18 protein-coding genes are annotated in these 16,971 nt (G+C 32.4%); 8 read left to right on the forward strand and 10 right to left on the reverse strand.

What is annotated here, in order from left to right:
• Positions 1-7 precede the first annotated feature (7 nt).
• From nrfD to N5D46_RS07145, 4 genes are read left to right on the forward strand one after another with little or no spacing between them, the layout of a single operon-like run.
• A complete protein-coding gene (nrfD, locus tag N5D46_RS07130; protein WP_038336919.1) occupies positions 8-1,411 on the forward strand; it encodes an NrfD/PsrC family molybdoenzyme membrane anchor subunit in 1,404 nt (467 codons plus the stop codon).
• On the forward strand, positions 1,398-1,961 hold the full coding sequence (locus N5D46_RS07135) for a DUF3341 domain-containing protein (RefSeq protein WP_052217986.1): 564 nt from the start codon (positions 1,398-1,400) through the stop codon (positions 1,959-1,961). Before nrfD ends, N5D46_RS07135 begins: the two co-directional genes overlap by 14 nt.
• A complete protein-coding gene (locus N5D46_RS07140) occupies positions 1,961-2,641 on the forward strand; it encodes a cytochrome c (RefSeq protein WP_280049575.1) in 681 nt (226 codons plus the stop codon). The genes N5D46_RS07135 and N5D46_RS07140 overlap by 1 nt, the downstream gene beginning before the upstream one ends.
• A gap of 18 nt (positions 2,642-2,659) precedes the next feature.
• On the forward strand, positions 2,660-3,997 hold the full coding sequence (locus N5D46_RS07145; RefSeq protein WP_114999477.1) for a hypothetical protein: 1,338 nt from the start codon (positions 2,660-2,662) through the stop codon (positions 3,995-3,997).
• A gap of 79 nt (positions 3,998-4,076) precedes the next feature.
• Here the strand turns inward: N5D46_RS07145 and N5D46_RS07150 are convergent, their stop codons facing one another.
• From N5D46_RS07150 to dnaG, 3 genes are all read right to left on the reverse strand, one after another.
• The gene (locus N5D46_RS07150; protein ID WP_114999479.1) at positions 4,077-4,388 is read right to left on the reverse strand and encodes a hypothetical protein; all 312 of its coding nucleotides are present in this window, start codon (positions 4,386-4,388) and stop codon (positions 4,077-4,079) included.
• A 487-nt stretch (positions 4,389-4,875) separates the two neighbouring features.
• Positions 4,876-5,367, reverse strand: a complete 492-nt coding sequence (locus N5D46_RS07155; RefSeq protein WP_280049577.1) for a septal ring lytic transglycosylase RlpA family protein — start codon at positions 5,365-5,367, stop codon at positions 4,876-4,878.
• A gap of 247 nt (positions 5,368-5,614) precedes the next feature.
• Positions 5,615-7,561, reverse strand: a complete 1,947-nt coding sequence (gene dnaG / locus N5D46_RS07160; RefSeq protein ID WP_280035732.1) for a DNA primase — start codon at positions 7,559-7,561, stop codon at positions 5,615-5,617.
• Positions 7,562-7,725: 164 nt separating this feature from the next.
• On the opposite strand from dnaG, the gene N5D46_RS07165 reads away from it, so the two are divergent.
• The 3 genes from N5D46_RS07165 to sucD all read left to right on the forward strand — a co-directional run bounded on the left by N5D46_RS07165 (position 7,726) and on the right by sucD (position 10,560).
• Entirely contained in the window at positions 7,726-8,508 is a 783-nt protein-coding gene (locus tag N5D46_RS07165) for an META domain-containing protein (protein WP_280049579.1), read from the forward strand.
• Positions 8,509-8,596: 88 nt separating this feature from the next.
• Positions 8,597-9,523 (forward strand): UDP-3-O-(3-hydroxymyristoyl)glucosamine N-acyltransferase, encoded by a 927-nt coding sequence (locus N5D46_RS07170; RefSeq protein ID WP_114999484.1) that lies wholly within the window; start codon positions 8,597-8,599, stop codon positions 9,521-9,523.
• 167 nt (positions 9,524-9,690) lie between these two features.
• A complete protein-coding gene (gene sucD, locus N5D46_RS07175; protein ID WP_280035736.1) occupies positions 9,691-10,560 on the forward strand; it encodes a succinate--CoA ligase subunit alpha in 870 nt (289 codons plus the stop codon).
• 50 nt (positions 10,561-10,610) lie between these two features.
• On the opposite strand, the gene N5D46_RS07180 is transcribed toward sucD, so the two are convergent.
• From N5D46_RS07180 to N5D46_RS07210, 7 genes are all read right to left on the reverse strand, one after another.
• Positions 10,611-11,033: a hypothetical protein gene (locus N5D46_RS07180; RefSeq protein ID WP_280049580.1), complete on the reverse strand. Its 423-nt coding sequence runs from the start codon at positions 11,031-11,033 to the stop codon at positions 10,611-10,613.
• A gap of 176 nt (positions 11,034-11,209) precedes the next feature.
• The gene (locus N5D46_RS07185; RefSeq protein ID WP_125349734.1) at positions 11,210-11,617 is read right to left on the reverse strand and encodes a hypothetical protein; all 408 of its coding nucleotides are present in this window, start codon (positions 11,615-11,617) and stop codon (positions 11,210-11,212) included.
• On the reverse strand, positions 11,617-12,276 hold the full coding sequence (locus tag N5D46_RS07190) for a DUF4240 domain-containing protein (RefSeq protein ID WP_114999488.1): 660 nt from the start codon (positions 12,274-12,276) through the stop codon (positions 11,617-11,619). Before N5D46_RS07190 ends, N5D46_RS07185 begins: the two co-directional genes overlap by 1 nt.
• A gap of 242 nt (positions 12,277-12,518) precedes the next feature.
• A complete protein-coding gene (locus N5D46_RS07195) occupies positions 12,519-13,655 on the reverse strand; it encodes a glutathionylspermidine synthase family protein (protein WP_114999492.1) in 1,137 nt (378 codons plus the stop codon).
• A 9-nt stretch (positions 13,656-13,664) separates the two neighbouring features.
• Entirely contained in the window at positions 13,665-14,054 is a 390-nt protein-coding gene (locus N5D46_RS07200; protein ID WP_114999494.1) for a hypothetical protein, read from the reverse strand.
• 6 nt (positions 14,055-14,060) lie between these two features.
• Positions 14,061-14,339 carry a hypothetical protein gene (locus N5D46_RS07205; protein WP_280049581.1) on the reverse strand — a complete coding sequence of 93 codons (279 nt, stop codon included), beginning with the start codon at positions 14,337-14,339 and terminating at the stop codon, positions 14,061-14,063.
• A 103-nt stretch (positions 14,340-14,442) separates the two neighbouring features.
• Positions 14,443-15,954, reverse strand: a complete 1,512-nt coding sequence (locus N5D46_RS07210) for a succinate CoA transferase (protein ID WP_280049583.1) — start codon at positions 15,952-15,954, stop codon at positions 14,443-14,445.
• Positions 15,955-16,149: 195 nt separating this feature from the next.
• On the opposite strand from N5D46_RS07210, the gene N5D46_RS07215 reads away from it, so the two are divergent.
• The gene (locus N5D46_RS07215) at positions 16,150-16,971 is read left to right on the forward strand and encodes an AraC family transcriptional regulator (protein ID WP_180906175.1); all 822 of its coding nucleotides are present in this window, start codon (positions 16,150-16,152) and stop codon (positions 16,969-16,971) included.

Consider the following 16,971-nt stretch of genomic DNA (forward strand, 5'->3'; position numbering starts at 1 on the left):
AACAAATATGTCACATTACGAATCACAGGTAAGAGAACCCCTTATTTTAGGACATAAAACCTACCACGATATCACAGTAGACATTGCTCGTCCAATTGAGACGCCAGCAAGTAAATTGTGGTGGACATGTTTCAGTATAGCAATGGTTGCATTCATCTTTGGTGTTGGAGCAATTGCTTATACAGTAGGAACTGGTATTGGTGTATGGGGATTGAATAGAACGATTAACTGGGGTTGGGATATCACCAACTTCGTATGGTGGGTAGGTATCGGTCACGCTGGTACGTTAATCTCAGCCGTTTTATTATTATTCCGTCAAAAATGGAGAATGTCGGTTAACCGTTCTGCGGAAGCCATGACAATCTTCGCCGTTGTACAGGCAGCGTTATTCCCTGTAATTCACATGGGTCGTCCATGGTTAATGTACTGGGTATTCCCAATTCCTAACCAATTTGGATCTTTATGGCCTAACTTTAACTCACCATTATTATGGGACGTATTCGCGATTTCTACGTATTTCTCTGTATCAACAGTTTTCTGGTTGATGGGATTAATTCCTGACTTCGCTATGGTACGTGACCGTGCAACAAAACCATTCGCTAAGAAAATCTACGGAATCTTATCATTCGGATGGGGTGGTGGAGCAAAACACTGGCAACGTTTCGAAGAGTTATCTTTGGTATTAGCTGGTTTATGTACACCGTTAGTATTCTCGGTACACACGATTGTATCTTTTGACTTCGCAACGTCGGTAATCAAAGGATGGCACTCAACAGTATATCCTCCATATTTCGTTGCTGGAGCTATTTTCTCTGGTTTCGCGATGGTACAAACATTATTAAGTGTAATGCGTAAAGTTTTACACTACGAAGATTATATCACACGTAAACACATCGAGTACATGAACATTGTAATCGTTGTAACAGGTGGTATGGTTGCAGTAGCATACTTAACAGAGTTATGGATCGCTTGGTATTCAGGATCTCGTTACGAAGACTTTACATACTTCTCTCCAGGAGCAGCAACAGGACCTTATTGGTGGGCATTCTGGGCGTTAATTATCTGTAACGTTTTAGTACCAGGATTATTATGGATTCGTCCAATCAGAAGAAACTTCTTCTGGACATTCGTTATCTCTATCGTAGTTAACATCGGTATGTGGTTCGAGCGTTTTGATATTATCGTTATCAACTTATCTCGTGACTATTTACCATCGAGCTGGACAATGTTTATGCCTTCATGGGTAGACGTAGGTATCTTCTTAGGTACTATGGGATTCTTTTCTGTGTTATACTTATTGTACGCACGTACATTCCCAGTTATTTCACAATCTGAATTAAAAACTATTTTGAAATCATCAGGCGAAAGCTATAAAAAACATCATACTGAAGATGAGCATCACGAACACTAAAATCGTTTATGGTCTTTACGGAGACGATGATGATTTATTAAAAGCAGTAAAATCTATTCGTAAACAAGGTATTACGATAGATGAAGTATATACACCTTTCCCTGTACACGGTTTAGATAAAGCCTTAGGATTAAAGAAAACTCGTATTTCTGACCTTGCTTTCTTCTACGGTGCATTTGGTACAACGTTAGCATCTTTGATGACATGGTTTATTATGAACCATGACTGGGCTCAAGATATTGGAGGGAAACCATCTTTTTCTTGGGGTGAGAATATGCCAGCTTTCGTTCCTATTATGTTCGAGTTGACAGTATTCTGTGCAGCGCACTTTATGTCATTAACATACTTAGTGCGTAACAAAATGTACCCAGGTGCTAAAGCTAAAAACCCAGATCCACGTACAACAGATGATAAATTCTTAATCGAAATCAGAACAGCTGATGTTGAGAAAATCAAAAATGTATTTGTAGAAACTGGTGCTGAAGAAGTAACTGTAAAAGGTGATGTAGTCGTAGAACCAAGTGTTAACAATTTAGTACAAGAAGCATAATGAAAAAGATAGCATTACTTATAGGATTAGGAAGTATTATTATCACTTCTTGTTCTGATAAAAAACGTCACGCAAGTATCGTATATATGCCAGATATGTATTATCCTACGGCATATGATCCTTATGAAAAGGCAACTTTTGGTTACCCTCATGACGAAGAAAACTCTGAAGTTCCTGTATTAAGTAAAAATCATAATATGTCTGCATTAGAATCTGTAGAAGGTGCTGTTGCAAGAACAGATGGTGATATTTTACCATGGACTTTCAAAAACAATAACGCTGGTTATGCACAAGCAAAAGCAGTAACTGTTTCTCCTTTGAATGCGGCTAACAAAGCTGCAGACTTAGAAAGAGGTAAGTTATTGTTTGGACAAAATTGTGCAGTTTGTCACGGTGAAGCTGGTGATGGACAAGGTTCAATTGTAAAATCTAAAGCTTATTCAGGTGTTCCTAATTATAGCGAAAGAGATGTTACAGTAGGTTCTGTTTATCATGTAATTATGTACGGAAAAAATGCGATGGGTTCTTACGCATCTCAATTGACTCCTGCAGACCGTTGGAGAGTTGCTGAATATGTAATGAGTTTGAAAGGTGCTACGACAGCTGCCGCTGCTCCAGCCGGAGAAGCAACTGCTGAAGCAAAACCTACAACAGAAACTGAAACAGCAACTAATAAATAATAAAATAAGTTAATTATTATGCAATATACATTTTCCCCAAGATTAAAAAATGCATCACTTATCTTAGCTGTTATAGGTGTTGTACTTTACGGGATAGGATTTTTCTTACATCAACAAGATGTTGCTAATTCAACTGAATATATTAACGGTTTGATTGAAGCTCACCCAACTCAATTTTTTGGTGACTACATTTCAGATTCTTATGCATCTATGAATACAGATCATGCTGGACACATGGAGCATTTGACAAATTTATTGAAAAACAGACCTTGGGCTGCTTTCTATGTACCAGCTTATTTATCGTTTGGTATTGCAGCATCTGCTTTGTTTTTCTTATGTATTCAATTCGTAGCTAACGCTGGTTGGTCTATGGTAGTATCTCGTGTTATGGAGGCTATCGCGTCATTTTTACCAGTTGGTTCTGTACTTGTAGCTATCATCGTTTTAGGATCTTATTTTCATATGAATCACTTATTCCACTGGATGGATGCTGATTTAATAAATCCTGATAGCGAGAAGTATGATATCTTCATGGCGAACAAAGCTCAACTTTGGTTAAGCCCTAACTTCTGGTTAGTACGTTGTGTTATTTACTTAGTAGTATTATCTTTAATGTTACCAGTAATTAAAAACGCAACACGTAAATTAGATGAGACAAACGGAGACTTAAAAGTGTACGCTCAATTGTACAAAAAATCAGTAATTTACTTAGTGATTTTCGCAATTTGTTCTGCAGCATTTGCTTGGGATTTCGTGATGTCTTTAGATCCACACTGGTTCTCTTCATTATTTATGTGGTACGGAATGGTTTCATACTTAGTTTCTGCGGTTTCTATTATGGCAATTATTTCTATCTACTTAAAAAGAAAGAACGCTTTACCATTATTCAATGATAATCACTTACATGATTTAACAAAATACATGTTTGGTTTCTCATTATTGTGGTCATACTTATGGTTCTGTCAATTCATGTTACAATGGTACGCCAATATTCCTGAGGAAGCTCAATACTTCCAACAACGTATGGCGCAATACCCATTATATTTTTGGATGTTGATCATTAACTTAGTAGCTCCATTCTTGATTTTAATTTCTTCAAGCATGAAACGTCGTTATCAAATCGTTTTCGCGATGGGATTCGTTATCATCTTTGGACACTACTGGGATTTCTACAACCAAATTATGCCAGCAGCTGTTGGACCATTCCACAACTTTGGTTTAATGGAAATTGGAGCATTAGTTGGAATCGGAGGATTATTTACATTCGTAGTTATGAATGCAGTTTCTAAATTAAACTTAGAAGCAAAAGGTCACCCTTACTTCCACGAATCAAAAATTTATGAATATCCTTTCTAATTAGAAAGATGTTATAAAATCTAAAAAGCTCGATGCATTTGCATCGAGCTTTTTTATTTGATTAATAATTGTAATATTCTTATTCTTGAATTGTTCTACGTTTTATTTCCAAATCAACCAAGAAATGATCGACATCGTCATCTGTTGATAGATTTCCAACCACGTAAACACCTTTGTCTCCGTTTTGATTATTGATTATACCATAAACAGAAGATTCGTCATCAGGATCAGACATTCCTTCGTAACGATAAATGCATACGATATCAAAGATTTCAGGGGCTTGTTTTAATTGATTTTTTTCGATATTATAGTCAATAGTAAAACCATTTTCTTTTAGTTCGTCTAAAGCTTCGTTCGTTGTTTTGTAGCGGTATTGGATTTTTTCTTTCATAATTTTAATAGTTTAATTATTGATTCTCAAATACTATTCCAATCAGTATATTCATTAAAATATTGTAAAGTCTTTTTTGGTAAGGTTATTGTATTATCCCAAAGTGAATATAATGAATATGATTATGAAACTAATAGTATTAAAAAAAATTAACTTGATTGCGTTTTTTGCCCTCGCTGCTTTATTTTTGGTATCGTGTGATGGTTCTCAACTATATATGGATTAGAGCATCAGCATAAACACAAAAAGAAGTATAAGAAATATCCGAAGTACGAAGTAAGATATGATGACCATCGTAGCTTACCACCAGGTCAACACAAAAAAGTACACGGTTATAAATCTGCAAAACGATATGCACCAGGTCAACAAAAGAAAAATAATGGGAATTATTATAAAAAGAAAGGGCATCATAAACATCATAATGATTAAAAAAGAAAAGGATTGAACATTGTTCAATCCTTTTCTTTTTTAATATCTAAAAATTGTTTTACTCTACAACTTCCATTTCTACGTTTAATGTTCCCGAATTAATAGAACCTATAGAAGTAAACGCTGCTTTACTCAAATCCAATAAACGAGATTTTGTATGTGGTCCTCTATCGTTTATTTTTACAACAACAGATTTTCCGTTATTTGTATTGGTTACTTTGACTTTTGTACCGAATGGTAAAGTTTTGTGGGCTGCAGTTAAGTTATTTTTGTTATATAACTCGCCACTAGAAGTTTTTTTACCGTGAAATTTATCAGCATACCATGATACAATTCCACTTACTTTTTTTCCAGCTTTTTCAACAATTTCCGAAATCGCAGTGTTATCTGTTTTATTAAAATCTGAAAATTTATTGATTATATTAAGTTTCAAATTTTTAGTTATAGTAACTGGTAACGGATTTTCTATTGAAAAGTTTGATTTTCCTTTAGCTTGAGCCATTGGGATAATCATCAGCATTACTAATAATGTTAAAATATTCTTTGTCATTCTTTAGTTCTTTCTGAATCTTTATCTAAAATAAGCATAATAGATTTTGTTTGTACATGCATAGTTTTTTCTAATGATTTTCAGAAAATAAAAGAGACCTAAATGTCTATGTTTAGTAGCTTTATAAAGAATTGTTAACAATAAGTTAAAAATATAGTCACTTATTAAAATTTTTAAGAACTATTTGTAATTTTTATGTAAATATTTATTAGTCAGTGAGTTGTGATTTTAATCAGTAAATGTTAAATTAAATGACGCGATTAAGATGTTGATTTAAGATATTTTTTAATCCAGTAAAATGCATAATTTGTTGAAGAATTTGACTCGTTTCTTCGATTGATAATTCAGGATTTTTTGTTTGATGCATCAATTCTTTAATCACATTATCTATGTAAATAATTTTGAAGCGAAGTAAAACATCAAATAAATCTTTGTGCACAAATTCTTCTTTTTTCTTAATGTTGATGCCTTGCTTTACTGTCCAGTTTTCGCTTAAACTATGTTTTTCTAACATCATTTCCGAAGCAAGCTGTACAATTTCTGGATTGGTTAATCGAGAAAAATAAGTTCCTGTTCGCAATTCATCATTTCCCAAACCAACTTTCACTTCTTCTAAAATAGATTGATAAAGTGGATTACTCAAACTTAACTCGTTTTCATCAAATTGAGAAATGATTTCTTGGTTAACTGTTGTTTTATATAGCTCGTTGTTCTCGTTCTTCAAATCAACTTCTAAATCACCAAATTGCATAATCAACTTAATGATTTCATTTTCTACAGTTTGCTGAACATTGATGACTTCTTTTGTAGACGGAACAACCGAAATAGCAGGTTTTTTAGTTCGCGCATTATCGGTAATATGAGAAGACGAAGAAGTCGATTTATCGCCAGAATTTTGCAATTGAGCCAATTCTTTGAACAAAACTTCTTCTCGAATTTCCATAATTTTAGAAGTTTCTGCAATGTAAACCTCCTGCTTGATAATATTCGGAATAAGTGAAATCGATTTGACAATTTCTCTAATTAATTCCGCTTTTTTGATAGGATCATTCTTCGCATCTTCCAACAAAACATTTGCCTTAAAACGAATGAAATCGGAGGCATTTTCTTTTATATACGCTTCGATTTCTGTTGTCGAATGTTTTTTCGCAAACGAATCCGGATCTTCGCCCTCTGGTAACAATAGAATTTTGACATTCATTTCTTGTTCCAAAATCATATCAATTCCGCGGAAAGAAGCTTTGATACCAGCATTATCGCCATCGTACATCACAATGATGTTCTCTGTCAAACGTTTTATCAAACGAATTTGCTCATTTGTAAGTGCTGTTCCAGAACTCGCCACCACATTTTGTATTCCAGCTTGATGCAGAGACAAAACATCTGTATAACCTTCAACCAAAAAACATTGATCGGCTTTTGTAATGTGTTGCTTTGCCTGAAATAATCCGTAAAGCGTTTTACTTTTATGATAAATTTTATTTTCGGGAGAGTTTAAATATTTAGCAGCTTTGGCATCATTTCGCAAAATTCGTCCACCAAAACCTAATGTTCTACCAGAAAAACTATAAATAGGAAACATAACACGTTCGCGAAACTTATCATATTTCTTATTATCTTCTTTGAAAGTTGCTAAACCAGCTTCTTCAATTAATTCTTTCGAATAACCATTTTTTAAAGCATATTCAGCAAAAGCATCCCATTGTTTTGGCGAATAACCAAGTTCAAATTTATCGATAGTTTCTTTGGTGAAACCACGTTCACGGAAATAACTCAGACCAATTAAATTTCCTTCTTCCGAATTATGCAATTGATTAGTGAAGAATTTCTTCGCAAAATCAGTCAAGATATATAAACTTTCTCGGTCTTTTTCTTCTTGTTGTTGCTCAAAAGTATATTCACCATCTTCTTCAATCTCGATGTTATAACGTTTTGCCAGCCATCGCAACGCTTCTGGATAAGTAAATTGTTCAACTTCCATCAAAAAAGTCACAACATTTCCACCTCTTCCAGAAGAAAAATCTTTCCAGATTTGTTTGGCAGGCGAAACAACAAAAGAAGGTGTCTTTTCATTACCAAAAGGCGAGAGTCCTTTTAAGCTAGAACCTGCACGTTTTAAGGTAACAAAATCACCAACAACTTCTTCTACACGAGCTGTTTCGAAAATTATATCTATCGTTCTTTGAGAAATCAAATTGAATTATTTTTTGAGAATTATGTAAACAAATTAATTCTCAAAATTAAAACAAATTCTTTACTTGGCTTCATCTTTTCAAAACCTTTGTAGAAATGTATTTTAACATTTTTGAGATTTGGTATGATATTCGTTTATTAGACTGAAACTTGAAATTAAATTTTATGAAATCAATAATTTTAAAAATATCTTTTTCAGCAATTTTAGCAACAGGATTCTTAACATCTTGTTCTACTGTTAATAACGTGATAGGTAATACTGAAAACACAAATAACAACTCTATTTTAGGAAAATGGGAGTTGAGCCAAATCAATTTTATGAAGGCAGGTTCTATTGCAGAAGCTTATCCAATGGGAACTCCTTACCTTAATTTTATTTCGAATAGTATGTTAAATGCTTCGGATGGTTGTAACACTTTGAATGGAGGAGTTACAATTTCTGGAAATGAAATTACATTTGGTAATATGATGTCTACGATGAAAGCTTGTCAAAATGTAGAAGATTCTAATTTCAGTTCAAAATTAAACGGAAAATTAAAATACTCTATTTCAGATAATAAATTATTATTAATTCAAGGAGATATTGTCATCATGACTTTTGTTCGTCCTGGTACTTTAGCAGGTTCTTGGGAATTAGAAGAATTTATTGGTAAAGATAGAAGTGCAAAATCAGTAGACGATCGTTTCCCAAATCAAAAACCTACATTAACATTCCAAAATAACAAGGTTTCAGGTAATGATGGATGTAATAATTTGACAGGAGCTTATGTAGCAGTAGGCAATTCATTGACAGTAAAAAACATCGCAACAACGCGTATGGCTTGTCAAGGTGTAGATTCTGATGCTTTTGGAGAGCGTTTTAATAATGTAAATAAATACGAAATTGTAGACGGAAAATTAGTTTTGTTTGCAAATGATGTTAAAACAATGGTTTTCAAGAAAAAATAATGAAATTCAATTCATAAATCATTAAAGCTGTCATTTTTTGACAGCTTTTTTATTTTTATATTTGTAGACTTTTTAAAAGGAGAGAAAGATGAAATTTCCACAAACACATCAATTAAAAGATATAGCATCAATTATCGATGCGAAATTTATTGGAGACGAAAATTTTCCAGTAGAAGGAATCAATGAAATTCACCGTGTAGAAGCGGGAGATATTGTTTTTGTTGATCATCCAAAATATTATGATAAAGCGCTACAATCGAATGCAACAATTGTTTTGATTAACAAAGAAGTTGATTGTCCAGAAGGAAAAGCTTTGTTGATTTCTGATGATCCTTTCCGTGATTTTGTCAAAATTGGACAACATTTTATGGCGTTTGAAGCTGCTACAAAACAAATTTCTGATTCTGCAGAAATAGGTGAAGGAACAATTATTCAGCCAGGCGCATTTATAGGAAATCATGTCAAAATTGGAAAAAATTGTGTGATTCATTCTAATGTTTCAATCAATGATTATGCAATTATCGGAGATAATGTAATTATTCGTTCGGGAACAGTTTTAGGAGCTGATGCATTTTACTACAAAAACCGTGAAACAGGTTTTGATCGTTTAAAATCTGTCGGAAATGTTATCATCGAAAATAATGTAGAAATTGGTGCGAATTGTACGATAGATAGAGGAGTTTCTGCTTCTACAATTATTGGTGAAGGAACAATAATGGATAATTTAATTCAGATTGGTCACGATACAATTATTGGTAAAAAATGTTTGATTGCTTCGCAAGTTGGAATTGCTGGTTGTGTAAATGTAGAAGACGAAGTTTCTATTTGGGGACAAGTTGGGATTACAAGTGGTGTAACAATCGGTACAAAAGCGGTATTATTAGCACAAGCAGGAGTTAGTAAATCTCTGGAAGGAGGAAAAACATATTTTGGTTATCCAGCTGAAGAGGCTCGAGGATTGTATAAAAAAATGGCTGTCACAGAGATAATGGTTCGCGATTACAAGAGAAAATAAAATTATCTATAGAAAATATTTTATAGCCGACCGTTTGGTCGGCTTTTTTTATGATAAATATCTTATCCTTTTTTGTCCTGTTCCAATAAAGATTTAGTGTATTTTTTACATTGAATATTTTTTAAAATGCAAAACTCCTTTTATATTTGTGTAAATTAAAAATCACAATGTCTGTATTAGTAAACAAAGATTCAAAAATAATCGTTCAAGGTTTCACAGGGAAAGAAGGAACTTTTCATGCTGAGCAAATGATTGAATATGGAACACAAGTAGTAGGTGGTGTAACTCCAGGGAAAGGAGGACAAACTCACTTAGGGTTACCAATTTTTAACACAGTAAAAGATGCTGTTGATCAAGCAGGAGCAGACGTTTCTATTATTTTCGTTCCACCAGCATTCGCTGCTGACGCTGTAATGGAAGCTGCAGAAGCAGGTATCAAAGTAATTATCTGTATTACAGAAGGTATTCCAGTAGAAGATATGGTAAAAGTACAAGCGTATGTTGATCAAAGAGATGTAACATTAATCGGGCCTAACTGTCCTGGTGTTATCACTTCTGAGGAAGCAAAAGTTGGTATTATGCCAGGTTTCATTTTCAAAAAAGGTAAAGTTGGTATCGTTTCTAAATCAGGAACTTTAACTTACGAAGCTGCTGACCAAGTTGTAAAAGCTGGTTACGGAATTTCTACAGCAATCGGAATTGGAGGAGACCCAATTATTGGAACTACAACGAAAGAAGCTGTTGAATTATTTATGAATGACCCAGAAACTGAGTGTATCGTAATGATTGGTGAAATTGGTGGACAATTAGAAGCTGAGGCTGCTCGTTGGATTAAAGTAAATGGAACTAAACCAGTTGTAGGATTTATTGCAGGACAAACTGCACCAAAAGGTCGTACAATGGGACACGCTGGAGCTATCGTTGGTGGAGCTGATGATACAGCACAAGCTAAAATGGCAATTATGGAAGAATGTGGAATCCACGTTGTTGCATCTCCTGCTGATATTGGAGCTACAGTTGCAAAAGTTTTAGGATAAGAATATTCTTAATCAAAATAGTAAAGGAACTCAAATTTGAGTTCCTTTTTTTATTTTAAAATTCTTGTTATGCAATAAATATTATATGTAATCAATACAATCAATAATACTCCTAAACACATTAGTAATAAATCAAATCGCCCTTGAAATTTATTTGAAAAATCGATTTGTATTAACTCTTTATTTTGATATTTTAAAGCTTGTATTGATATTATTTTCTTATTATTTAAATGAGAATAAAAATAAGGTTGTGCCAGTTTTTTGATTTTGTAATCATTATCCTCTTTAAAAATTTCGAATTCAATCAAATTATTTTGATGATTTGTTTTAACAAATTCATATCCATTAATTTTATTGAAATTTTCATATTGTAAATTGAAATTTATTTGAGGATATTCTTTTAATTTAAAGATTAAATATTCTTTTCGATTTTTCCTTTTTCCACTAAAATCTATTTCTGGCTGATAAGCCATATGACCTTTAATGGTTTTGTATTCTTGTATTTTATCAGGCTGATAATTTTCTATGCTAAAAGATAAAATAAATATTATTAAAGAGGAGAAAATCAATGATGTAATTATAATATATTCTTTTTCTACAAAACTTATTTCAAAATCTTCATTCTTTTTTATTTCAGGATAATTAGTTTTTAAATAAGATAGAATCTCTCATCAAACACATATTTATTATGAACTTCTTTAATACGACAAACTATTTTATTATCAGCATACAATTGAATTAATTGTCCATTAGATTTCTTTTTATAAGAATCTTTATATTCACCGTTTGTAATACTATAGCTTGTGAAATCTATCGCTTTCTTATATACTAAATTAGTATAAATAAGTTTGTTGTTATTAAACTCATAAGACTCTTTACTATTACTAATTATAAAATAAAGTTGAACTATAATATGTCCAGAAATTAAAAAATAATTGAATGCGCTATATCCAATTAATATAAAAAAGAAATAGGCAACTACTGAAATTAATGTGACAATTTTCCTTAGAGCACTATCTTCCCTTGAAGGAATAAAATGGGTATTAAATATTATCATTATAAAAACTCGTCTTCATCATCAAAATCATCCTCCATTTCGTCATCATCTGGAGAATAATCTTCGATAAAAACTTTGAATAATCTTGGACAAATGATTTGCAAATTGGTTAAATTTTCATCATCCCAATCAAACTCAGGTTTTGGAGATTTTTCTGTATAAAATTTAAAACATTCTTTGTTTACAAAGTCAATAATCTTGTGTTCGAATTTTTCATAGAAAACATCATCAGCGATTAAATGAAAATCTTCAAATTCATATAAATCATCTTCGTTGAAGCCTTCGTTAAAATAATCAGCTAAATTATCAGGATTCAAAATTGCCTTTTCAAACAATTCTTGTCCTTGCGAAATAATCCAATTTTTGAAATAATAGAAATGTGTTGGATCTGTATCATCATTCATAATACAAGCTGCACACCATATTTCAGGCGAATGTAACGAATACGAATAGAACTCTAATCGAAGTTGAAAACCAATAATATCCTCGGCAGTTAGATCTTCTAATTCTTGCTCCAAAGCCTTTTCTTGATCTTGCAAATTATTGGCATTGAGCAAAGAATTTTCTATAATTTGCCAAAACAAATCTTCTTCGAGCATACGCGAAACGCGCTCTGTGGGAAGGGTTGAAGAGTTAAACAAATCATCTAAAAAATCCATATTTCTACTTTTTAGTTTGTATTTAGTTGGTTTTGATTCGTAAAAATTTATCTAACGTTTTATTTCTTAAACCTTTAATTGATAAAACATTTTAATAAAATCTTTTTATAATTTATAAATAAAATATGATGAAACCTATTAATTTTTAAACTATTTACAATTTTTAAGGTAATTGTTTGATTTTGTTTAAACTAAAAAAAGTCTAATTCGAAGTGGAATTAGACTTTTTGGTTTTAAATATTTTACTCAATAATATGCGGAACAAAACGACTTTTATCGGTTGTAATAAATTGGTCACTTTCGCGGAACGTAATTCCACACGATTCTTGCCCAATAATCCAACTTCCGATAATGGTATAACCTGTTTCTTCATGATGTAAATTAGCCAAAGCTTGATAAATAAAACCTTCTTCACCATATTCTCCTGAAGTTTGCTCCGAAATAGTTCCGTTTTTTACAACTTCTATATTTGCGCCTTCACGTGATAACAATGGTTTTTTGACATAATTCTTCATCTCTTTTGGTGAATCTGTATAAGCTTCTAATAATAATGGATGATCTGGATACAATTCCCATAAAATTGGTAAAATAGCTTTGTTCGAAAGAATCATTTTCCAAGCAGGTTCTATCCAATTTGCGTTGATTTCATCATTTTTGATGTTGTATGCAAACAACTCGTTCATCATCCATTCCCACGGATAAAGCTTGAAAATATCTGTAATTGGTTTTTCTTCTAAATCAACAAAATTGACATTATTCCAACCGATTTCGTCAACGTAAATTAATTTGGTATTAATTCCGGCTTGTATCGCACAATCTCTGATATATTCGATATTCGTCAAATCTTCTAACGATTCTCTCACGCAAGAAAAATGCAATGTTTCACCTTTCAAATAAGGTTTTAACATTTTCCATGTTTCAATTAATTTATCATGAACAGAATTGAATTGATCTTTCGTTTCTCCAAAATAATTTTCCATCCAAAGCCATTGTACAACACCACATTCGAACAAAGAAGTTGGTGTATCAGCATTGAATTCTAACATTTTTAATTGATCATTATCATAAGCAAAATCAAAACGTCCATAAATACTTGGCGCATCATTTTCCCATGTATCAATCAAATAAGGTTGGATAAATTTTGGAATTTTAAATTCGTCCAAACGATTATTTTGAATCACATGTTCGACAGCATTCAAGCACATTTCCCATAATTCGTTTGTCGCTTCAAAAAATTTATCCGCTTCTTTTTCTGAAATCGAATAATAATAATCTTCTACCCAATAGGTTTGTTTATTTTCGTCTGTATGATAACCAAAGCCGATATTTTCTAACCTTCCTTGCCAGTTTTCGTCAGCTTTTATTCTTTTTAATTGCATAAAATTTGTTTAAGATGAAACTGAACGAGAAGAAGCAGATTTTCCGAATCCACCACGAACAGTTTGACTTTTGTACGCTTGTGCTTTTGCAGTATTTGTTCCAACATTAGATTGTTGATGCAAACCTTGACTTGCATAGCCCATTCCGCCACCAGTTAAGCTACGAAAAGCCATAAACCACAGCAACGAACTTCCCATTCCGCCGTGATGTGAACCACCAGAATGCGACGAATAATTTGACGTGACATCTGTGTAAGGCGCAGTAGAATCTGCACGCATATATACCTTTTGCGCATTGTTTGTAACAGGCGCTTCTTCACGATTCATACACGAACTAAGAACCGAAGAAATTAACACTAAAGTCACAACTTTACTTGCTCTTTTTTCTTTTTTATTCATGATAGATTATTGAATGGTTACGTAAATAGGAATTTTGGTAGAATCGGTAGGTGTATATTGTTTGTGCGTAATCAAAGTATCTACTTTTTCTGCAATCATCAAATCGTTTGACCAAATTTTTTGTTTGGTAATATGTAAAACAGAATCGCCTTTTGTTTCTGTTGTTAAAACAACTTCGCGAGCCGATTTTTTATCAATTTGTTCTAAATTCTGATTTTCGTTTTGATTAGATTGACACGCAAAAAAAGTTGCCAATGGTAGTGTTATTAAAAGTATTTTTTTCATGTTTCTTAGACTTCTAACAAAGTTACATTATTTCACAAAAAAAGCACAATCCAGAAATTCTGAATTATGCTTTAAAAAAAGTATAGTTTTATTATTTATTATTCTAATGATTCAAAACTAATAATTCTTCTTTTTTCATAGAACCTGTTTGTTTCAATCTTGTGTGCCAAGAGAACGCTTCTTCTAAGATATGTGGCGTTTGACCACCTCTTTCTGCACAAGCTCTTTCGAAATAAGATAATAATTCACCTTTATAATCTGGATGAACACAGTTGTTGATAATTTCGATAGCTCTTTCGCGTGGTGCTAAACCTCTTAAATCGGCTAAACCTTGCTCTGTAACAATAATATCTACATCATGTTCTGTGTGATCGTGATGAGAAACCATCGGAACGATAGACGAAATATTTCCACCTTTTGCGATAGAAGCAGTAACAAAGATTGAGATAAATGCATTACGAGCAAAATCTCCAGAACCTCCAATACCATTCATCATGTGTGTACCAGAAACATGAGTTGAGTTTACGTTACCATAAATATCACACTCTAAAGATGTATTGATTCCAATAATTCCTAAACGACGAATAACTTCGGCAGAGTTAGAAATAGATTGAGGACGTAAAACAATTTTATCTTTATAATTGTCGATGTTTCCTATAACACGGTCATAACATTCTTGAGAAACTGTCATAGAAGATGCCGAAGCAAACTTCATTTTTCCAGAATCAATTAAGTCAAATGTAGAATCTTGTAAAACTTCTGAGTACATTACTAAATCTTCAAAATCAGAATGTTCTAAACCACCTAAAACAGCGTTTGCAACTTTACCAATACCACATTGTAATGGCATTAATGATTTTGTAAGACGACCTTCTTCAACTTCATTTTCGAAGAATTTTACAATGTTTTGAGCAATTGCAGCAGTCGCTTCATCAGCTGGTTGAATGTCTCCAGGAGCATCTTGAATGTCGTGAAAAACAATTCCAACAATTTTAGAAGGATCTACTTTTATTGTTTCTGTTCCAATTTTTGTATCACAAGAAGTGATGTTAATTGGTGTACGTTTTCCGTATTCTTCTACACTATAAATATCGTGAATACCTTTGATATTTGTAGGGATAGATGTGTTAATCTCGATGATTAATTTGTCTGCATTTGCAGCAATTTCTGCATTATTACCAATAGAAGTTGTAGGTACCAAAGAACCATCTTCTAAAATTTCAGCAACTTCTAAAACACCTAAATTAATTTTAAATTGTCCATCTAAAATATGTTCGGCTGTTTCACCTAAATGCTGATCGATAAATAAAACATTACCTGCATTTATATTTTTACGCATTACAGTGTCTACTTGGAATGGTAAACGTTTTTTTAATGCTCCACTTTCTACTAAAGCCGCGTCTGTACCATGTCCTAATGAAGCTCCTGTTACTAAAGTGATTTTTAAATTTTCAGATTTGGCACGCTCCGCAACAGCTTTTAATACAACTTTTGTATCGCCTCCTCTTGTAAAACCACTAGAACCAACAGTCATTCCATCTTCAAAAAATTTGGCAGACTCCTCTGCTGTCATTACTTTTGACTGTAAGTCAGTTAATTTTATTCTTTCCAACATAATGCAACTTTTTCTTTCTAATACTATTCAATAATTGTTCCCTTCTGAACGAGGGGAATTACAAATATTGGACTAATTAATAAAAAGTTAATATTAAAAATAGTCAAATAATTATCTATTTCGGACATTTTTATTTGTGTACATTATACATCATATCAAATAAATTATTATATTAGTTCGCAGATTAAAGAAACTATGAATATACATTTGGATAATAAGTTCGAAACACGATATTACTTAACCGAAATTGACAAATTACCAACCTCAATTTTCTGTTACCATAAGGAAATTTCGGAAGCATACGTGGTAGAACATAAACATAACAAAGCGCAATTTCTTTATTGTGAGGGAGGAATAGTTTATGTAAAAATAGGAAAAGATACCTTTTATTTACCTGCAAGACACTATATGTGGATACCGCCTCATGTGGAACATAGTATACACCCAAATACACCAGAGGTGATTATGAGAAATTTATATTTCCCTATTAATGAAAGTGATAATTCGTTTTATAAAAAAGTAGGAATCTATCCTGCTGATGGATTATTGTTAGAGCTTTTATTATTTTCTAACCAATGGAAAGGAGATATTGTTCCAGAAAACAGAAGCGAATATGTAATCGCACAAGCTTTTAAAGAAATATTACCTAAAGTAAGCAAAAGTAGTTTACGATTAGCTCTTCCATTACCACACGATGAACGTCTGAAAAAAATCGTTCAATTCTTAGATGATAATATGGATTCTTCGATTACAATGAAGAAAATTACAGCCGAATTCGGTTTCTCTGAACGATCATTATCACGATTATTCCAAAAAGATTTGAATATGACATTTGTTCAATATTTCACTATTTTAAGAATGTTACGCGCTTTACAATTGTTAATTGATAATACGTATTCAATCAGTGAAATTTCGACAATGGTTGGTTACAATAGTTTACCAACATTTAGTAATACATTCCAAAAAGTAATTGGAGTTCGTCCAACAGATTACTCAAAGAAAAAAGATATATTATAA

This window comes from Empedobacter sp. GD03865 (assembly GCF_029840775.1).
Classification (GTDB): Bacteria; Bacteroidota; Bacteroidia; order Flavobacteriales; family Weeksellaceae; genus Empedobacter; species Empedobacter falsenii_B.

What these genes read in the sequence shown, in the direction of transcription:
- nrfD (WP_038336919.1), top strand. Translation starts at nt 8, where the DNA reads ATGTCACATTACGAATCACAGGTAAGAGAACCCCTTATTTTAGGACAT.
- N5D46_RS07140 (WP_280049575.1), top strand. Translation starts at nt 1,961, where the DNA reads ATGAAAAAGATAGCATTACTTATAGGATTAGGAAGTATTATTATCACT.
- N5D46_RS07145 (WP_114999477.1), top strand. Translation starts at nt 2,660, where the DNA reads ATGCAATATACATTTTCCCCAAGATTAAAAAATGCATCACTTATCTTA.
- N5D46_RS07150 (WP_114999479.1), bottom strand. Translation starts at nt 4,388, where the DNA reads ATGAAAGAAAAAATCCAATACCGCTACAAAACAACGAACGAAGCTTTA.
- N5D46_RS07155 (WP_280049577.1), bottom strand. Translation starts at nt 5,367, where the DNA reads ATGACAAAGAATATTTTAACATTATTAGTAATGCTGATGATTATCCCA.
- N5D46_RS07165 (WP_280049579.1), top strand. Translation starts at nt 7,726, where the DNA reads ATGAAATCAATAATTTTAAAAATATCTTTTTCAGCAATTTTAGCAACA.
- N5D46_RS07170 (WP_114999484.1), top strand. Translation starts at nt 8,597, where the DNA reads ATGAAATTTCCACAAACACATCAATTAAAAGATATAGCATCAATTATC.
- sucD (WP_280035736.1), top strand. Translation starts at nt 9,691, where the DNA reads ATGTCTGTATTAGTAAACAAAGATTCAAAAATAATCGTTCAAGGTTTC.
- N5D46_RS07180 (WP_280049580.1), bottom strand. Translation starts at nt 11,033, where the DNA reads ATGGCTTATCAGCCAGAAATAGATTTTAGTGGAAAAAGGAAAAATCGA.
- N5D46_RS07185 (WP_125349734.1), bottom strand. Translation starts at nt 11,617, where the DNA reads ATGATAATATTTAATACCCATTTTATTCCTTCAAGGGAAGATAGTGCT.
- N5D46_RS07190 (WP_114999488.1), bottom strand. Translation starts at nt 12,276, where the DNA reads ATGGATTTTTTAGATGATTTGTTTAACTCTTCAACCCTTCCCACAGAG.
- N5D46_RS07195 (WP_114999492.1), bottom strand. Translation starts at nt 13,655, where the DNA reads ATGCAATTAAAAAGAATAAAAGCTGACGAAAACTGGCAAGGAAGGTTA.
- N5D46_RS07200 (WP_114999494.1), bottom strand. Translation starts at nt 14,054, where the DNA reads ATGAATAAAAAAGAAAAAAGAGCAAGTAAAGTTGTGACTTTAGTGTTA.
- N5D46_RS07205 (WP_280049581.1), bottom strand. Translation starts at nt 14,339, where the DNA reads ATGAAAAAAATACTTTTAATAACACTACCATTGGCAACTTTTTTTGCG.
- N5D46_RS07210 (WP_280049583.1), bottom strand. Translation starts at nt 15,954, where the DNA reads ATGTTGGAAAGAATAAAATTAACTGACTTACAGTCAAAAGTAATGACA.
- N5D46_RS07215 (WP_180906175.1), top strand. Translation starts at nt 16,150, where the DNA reads ATGAATATACATTTGGATAATAAGTTCGAAACACGATATTACTTAACC.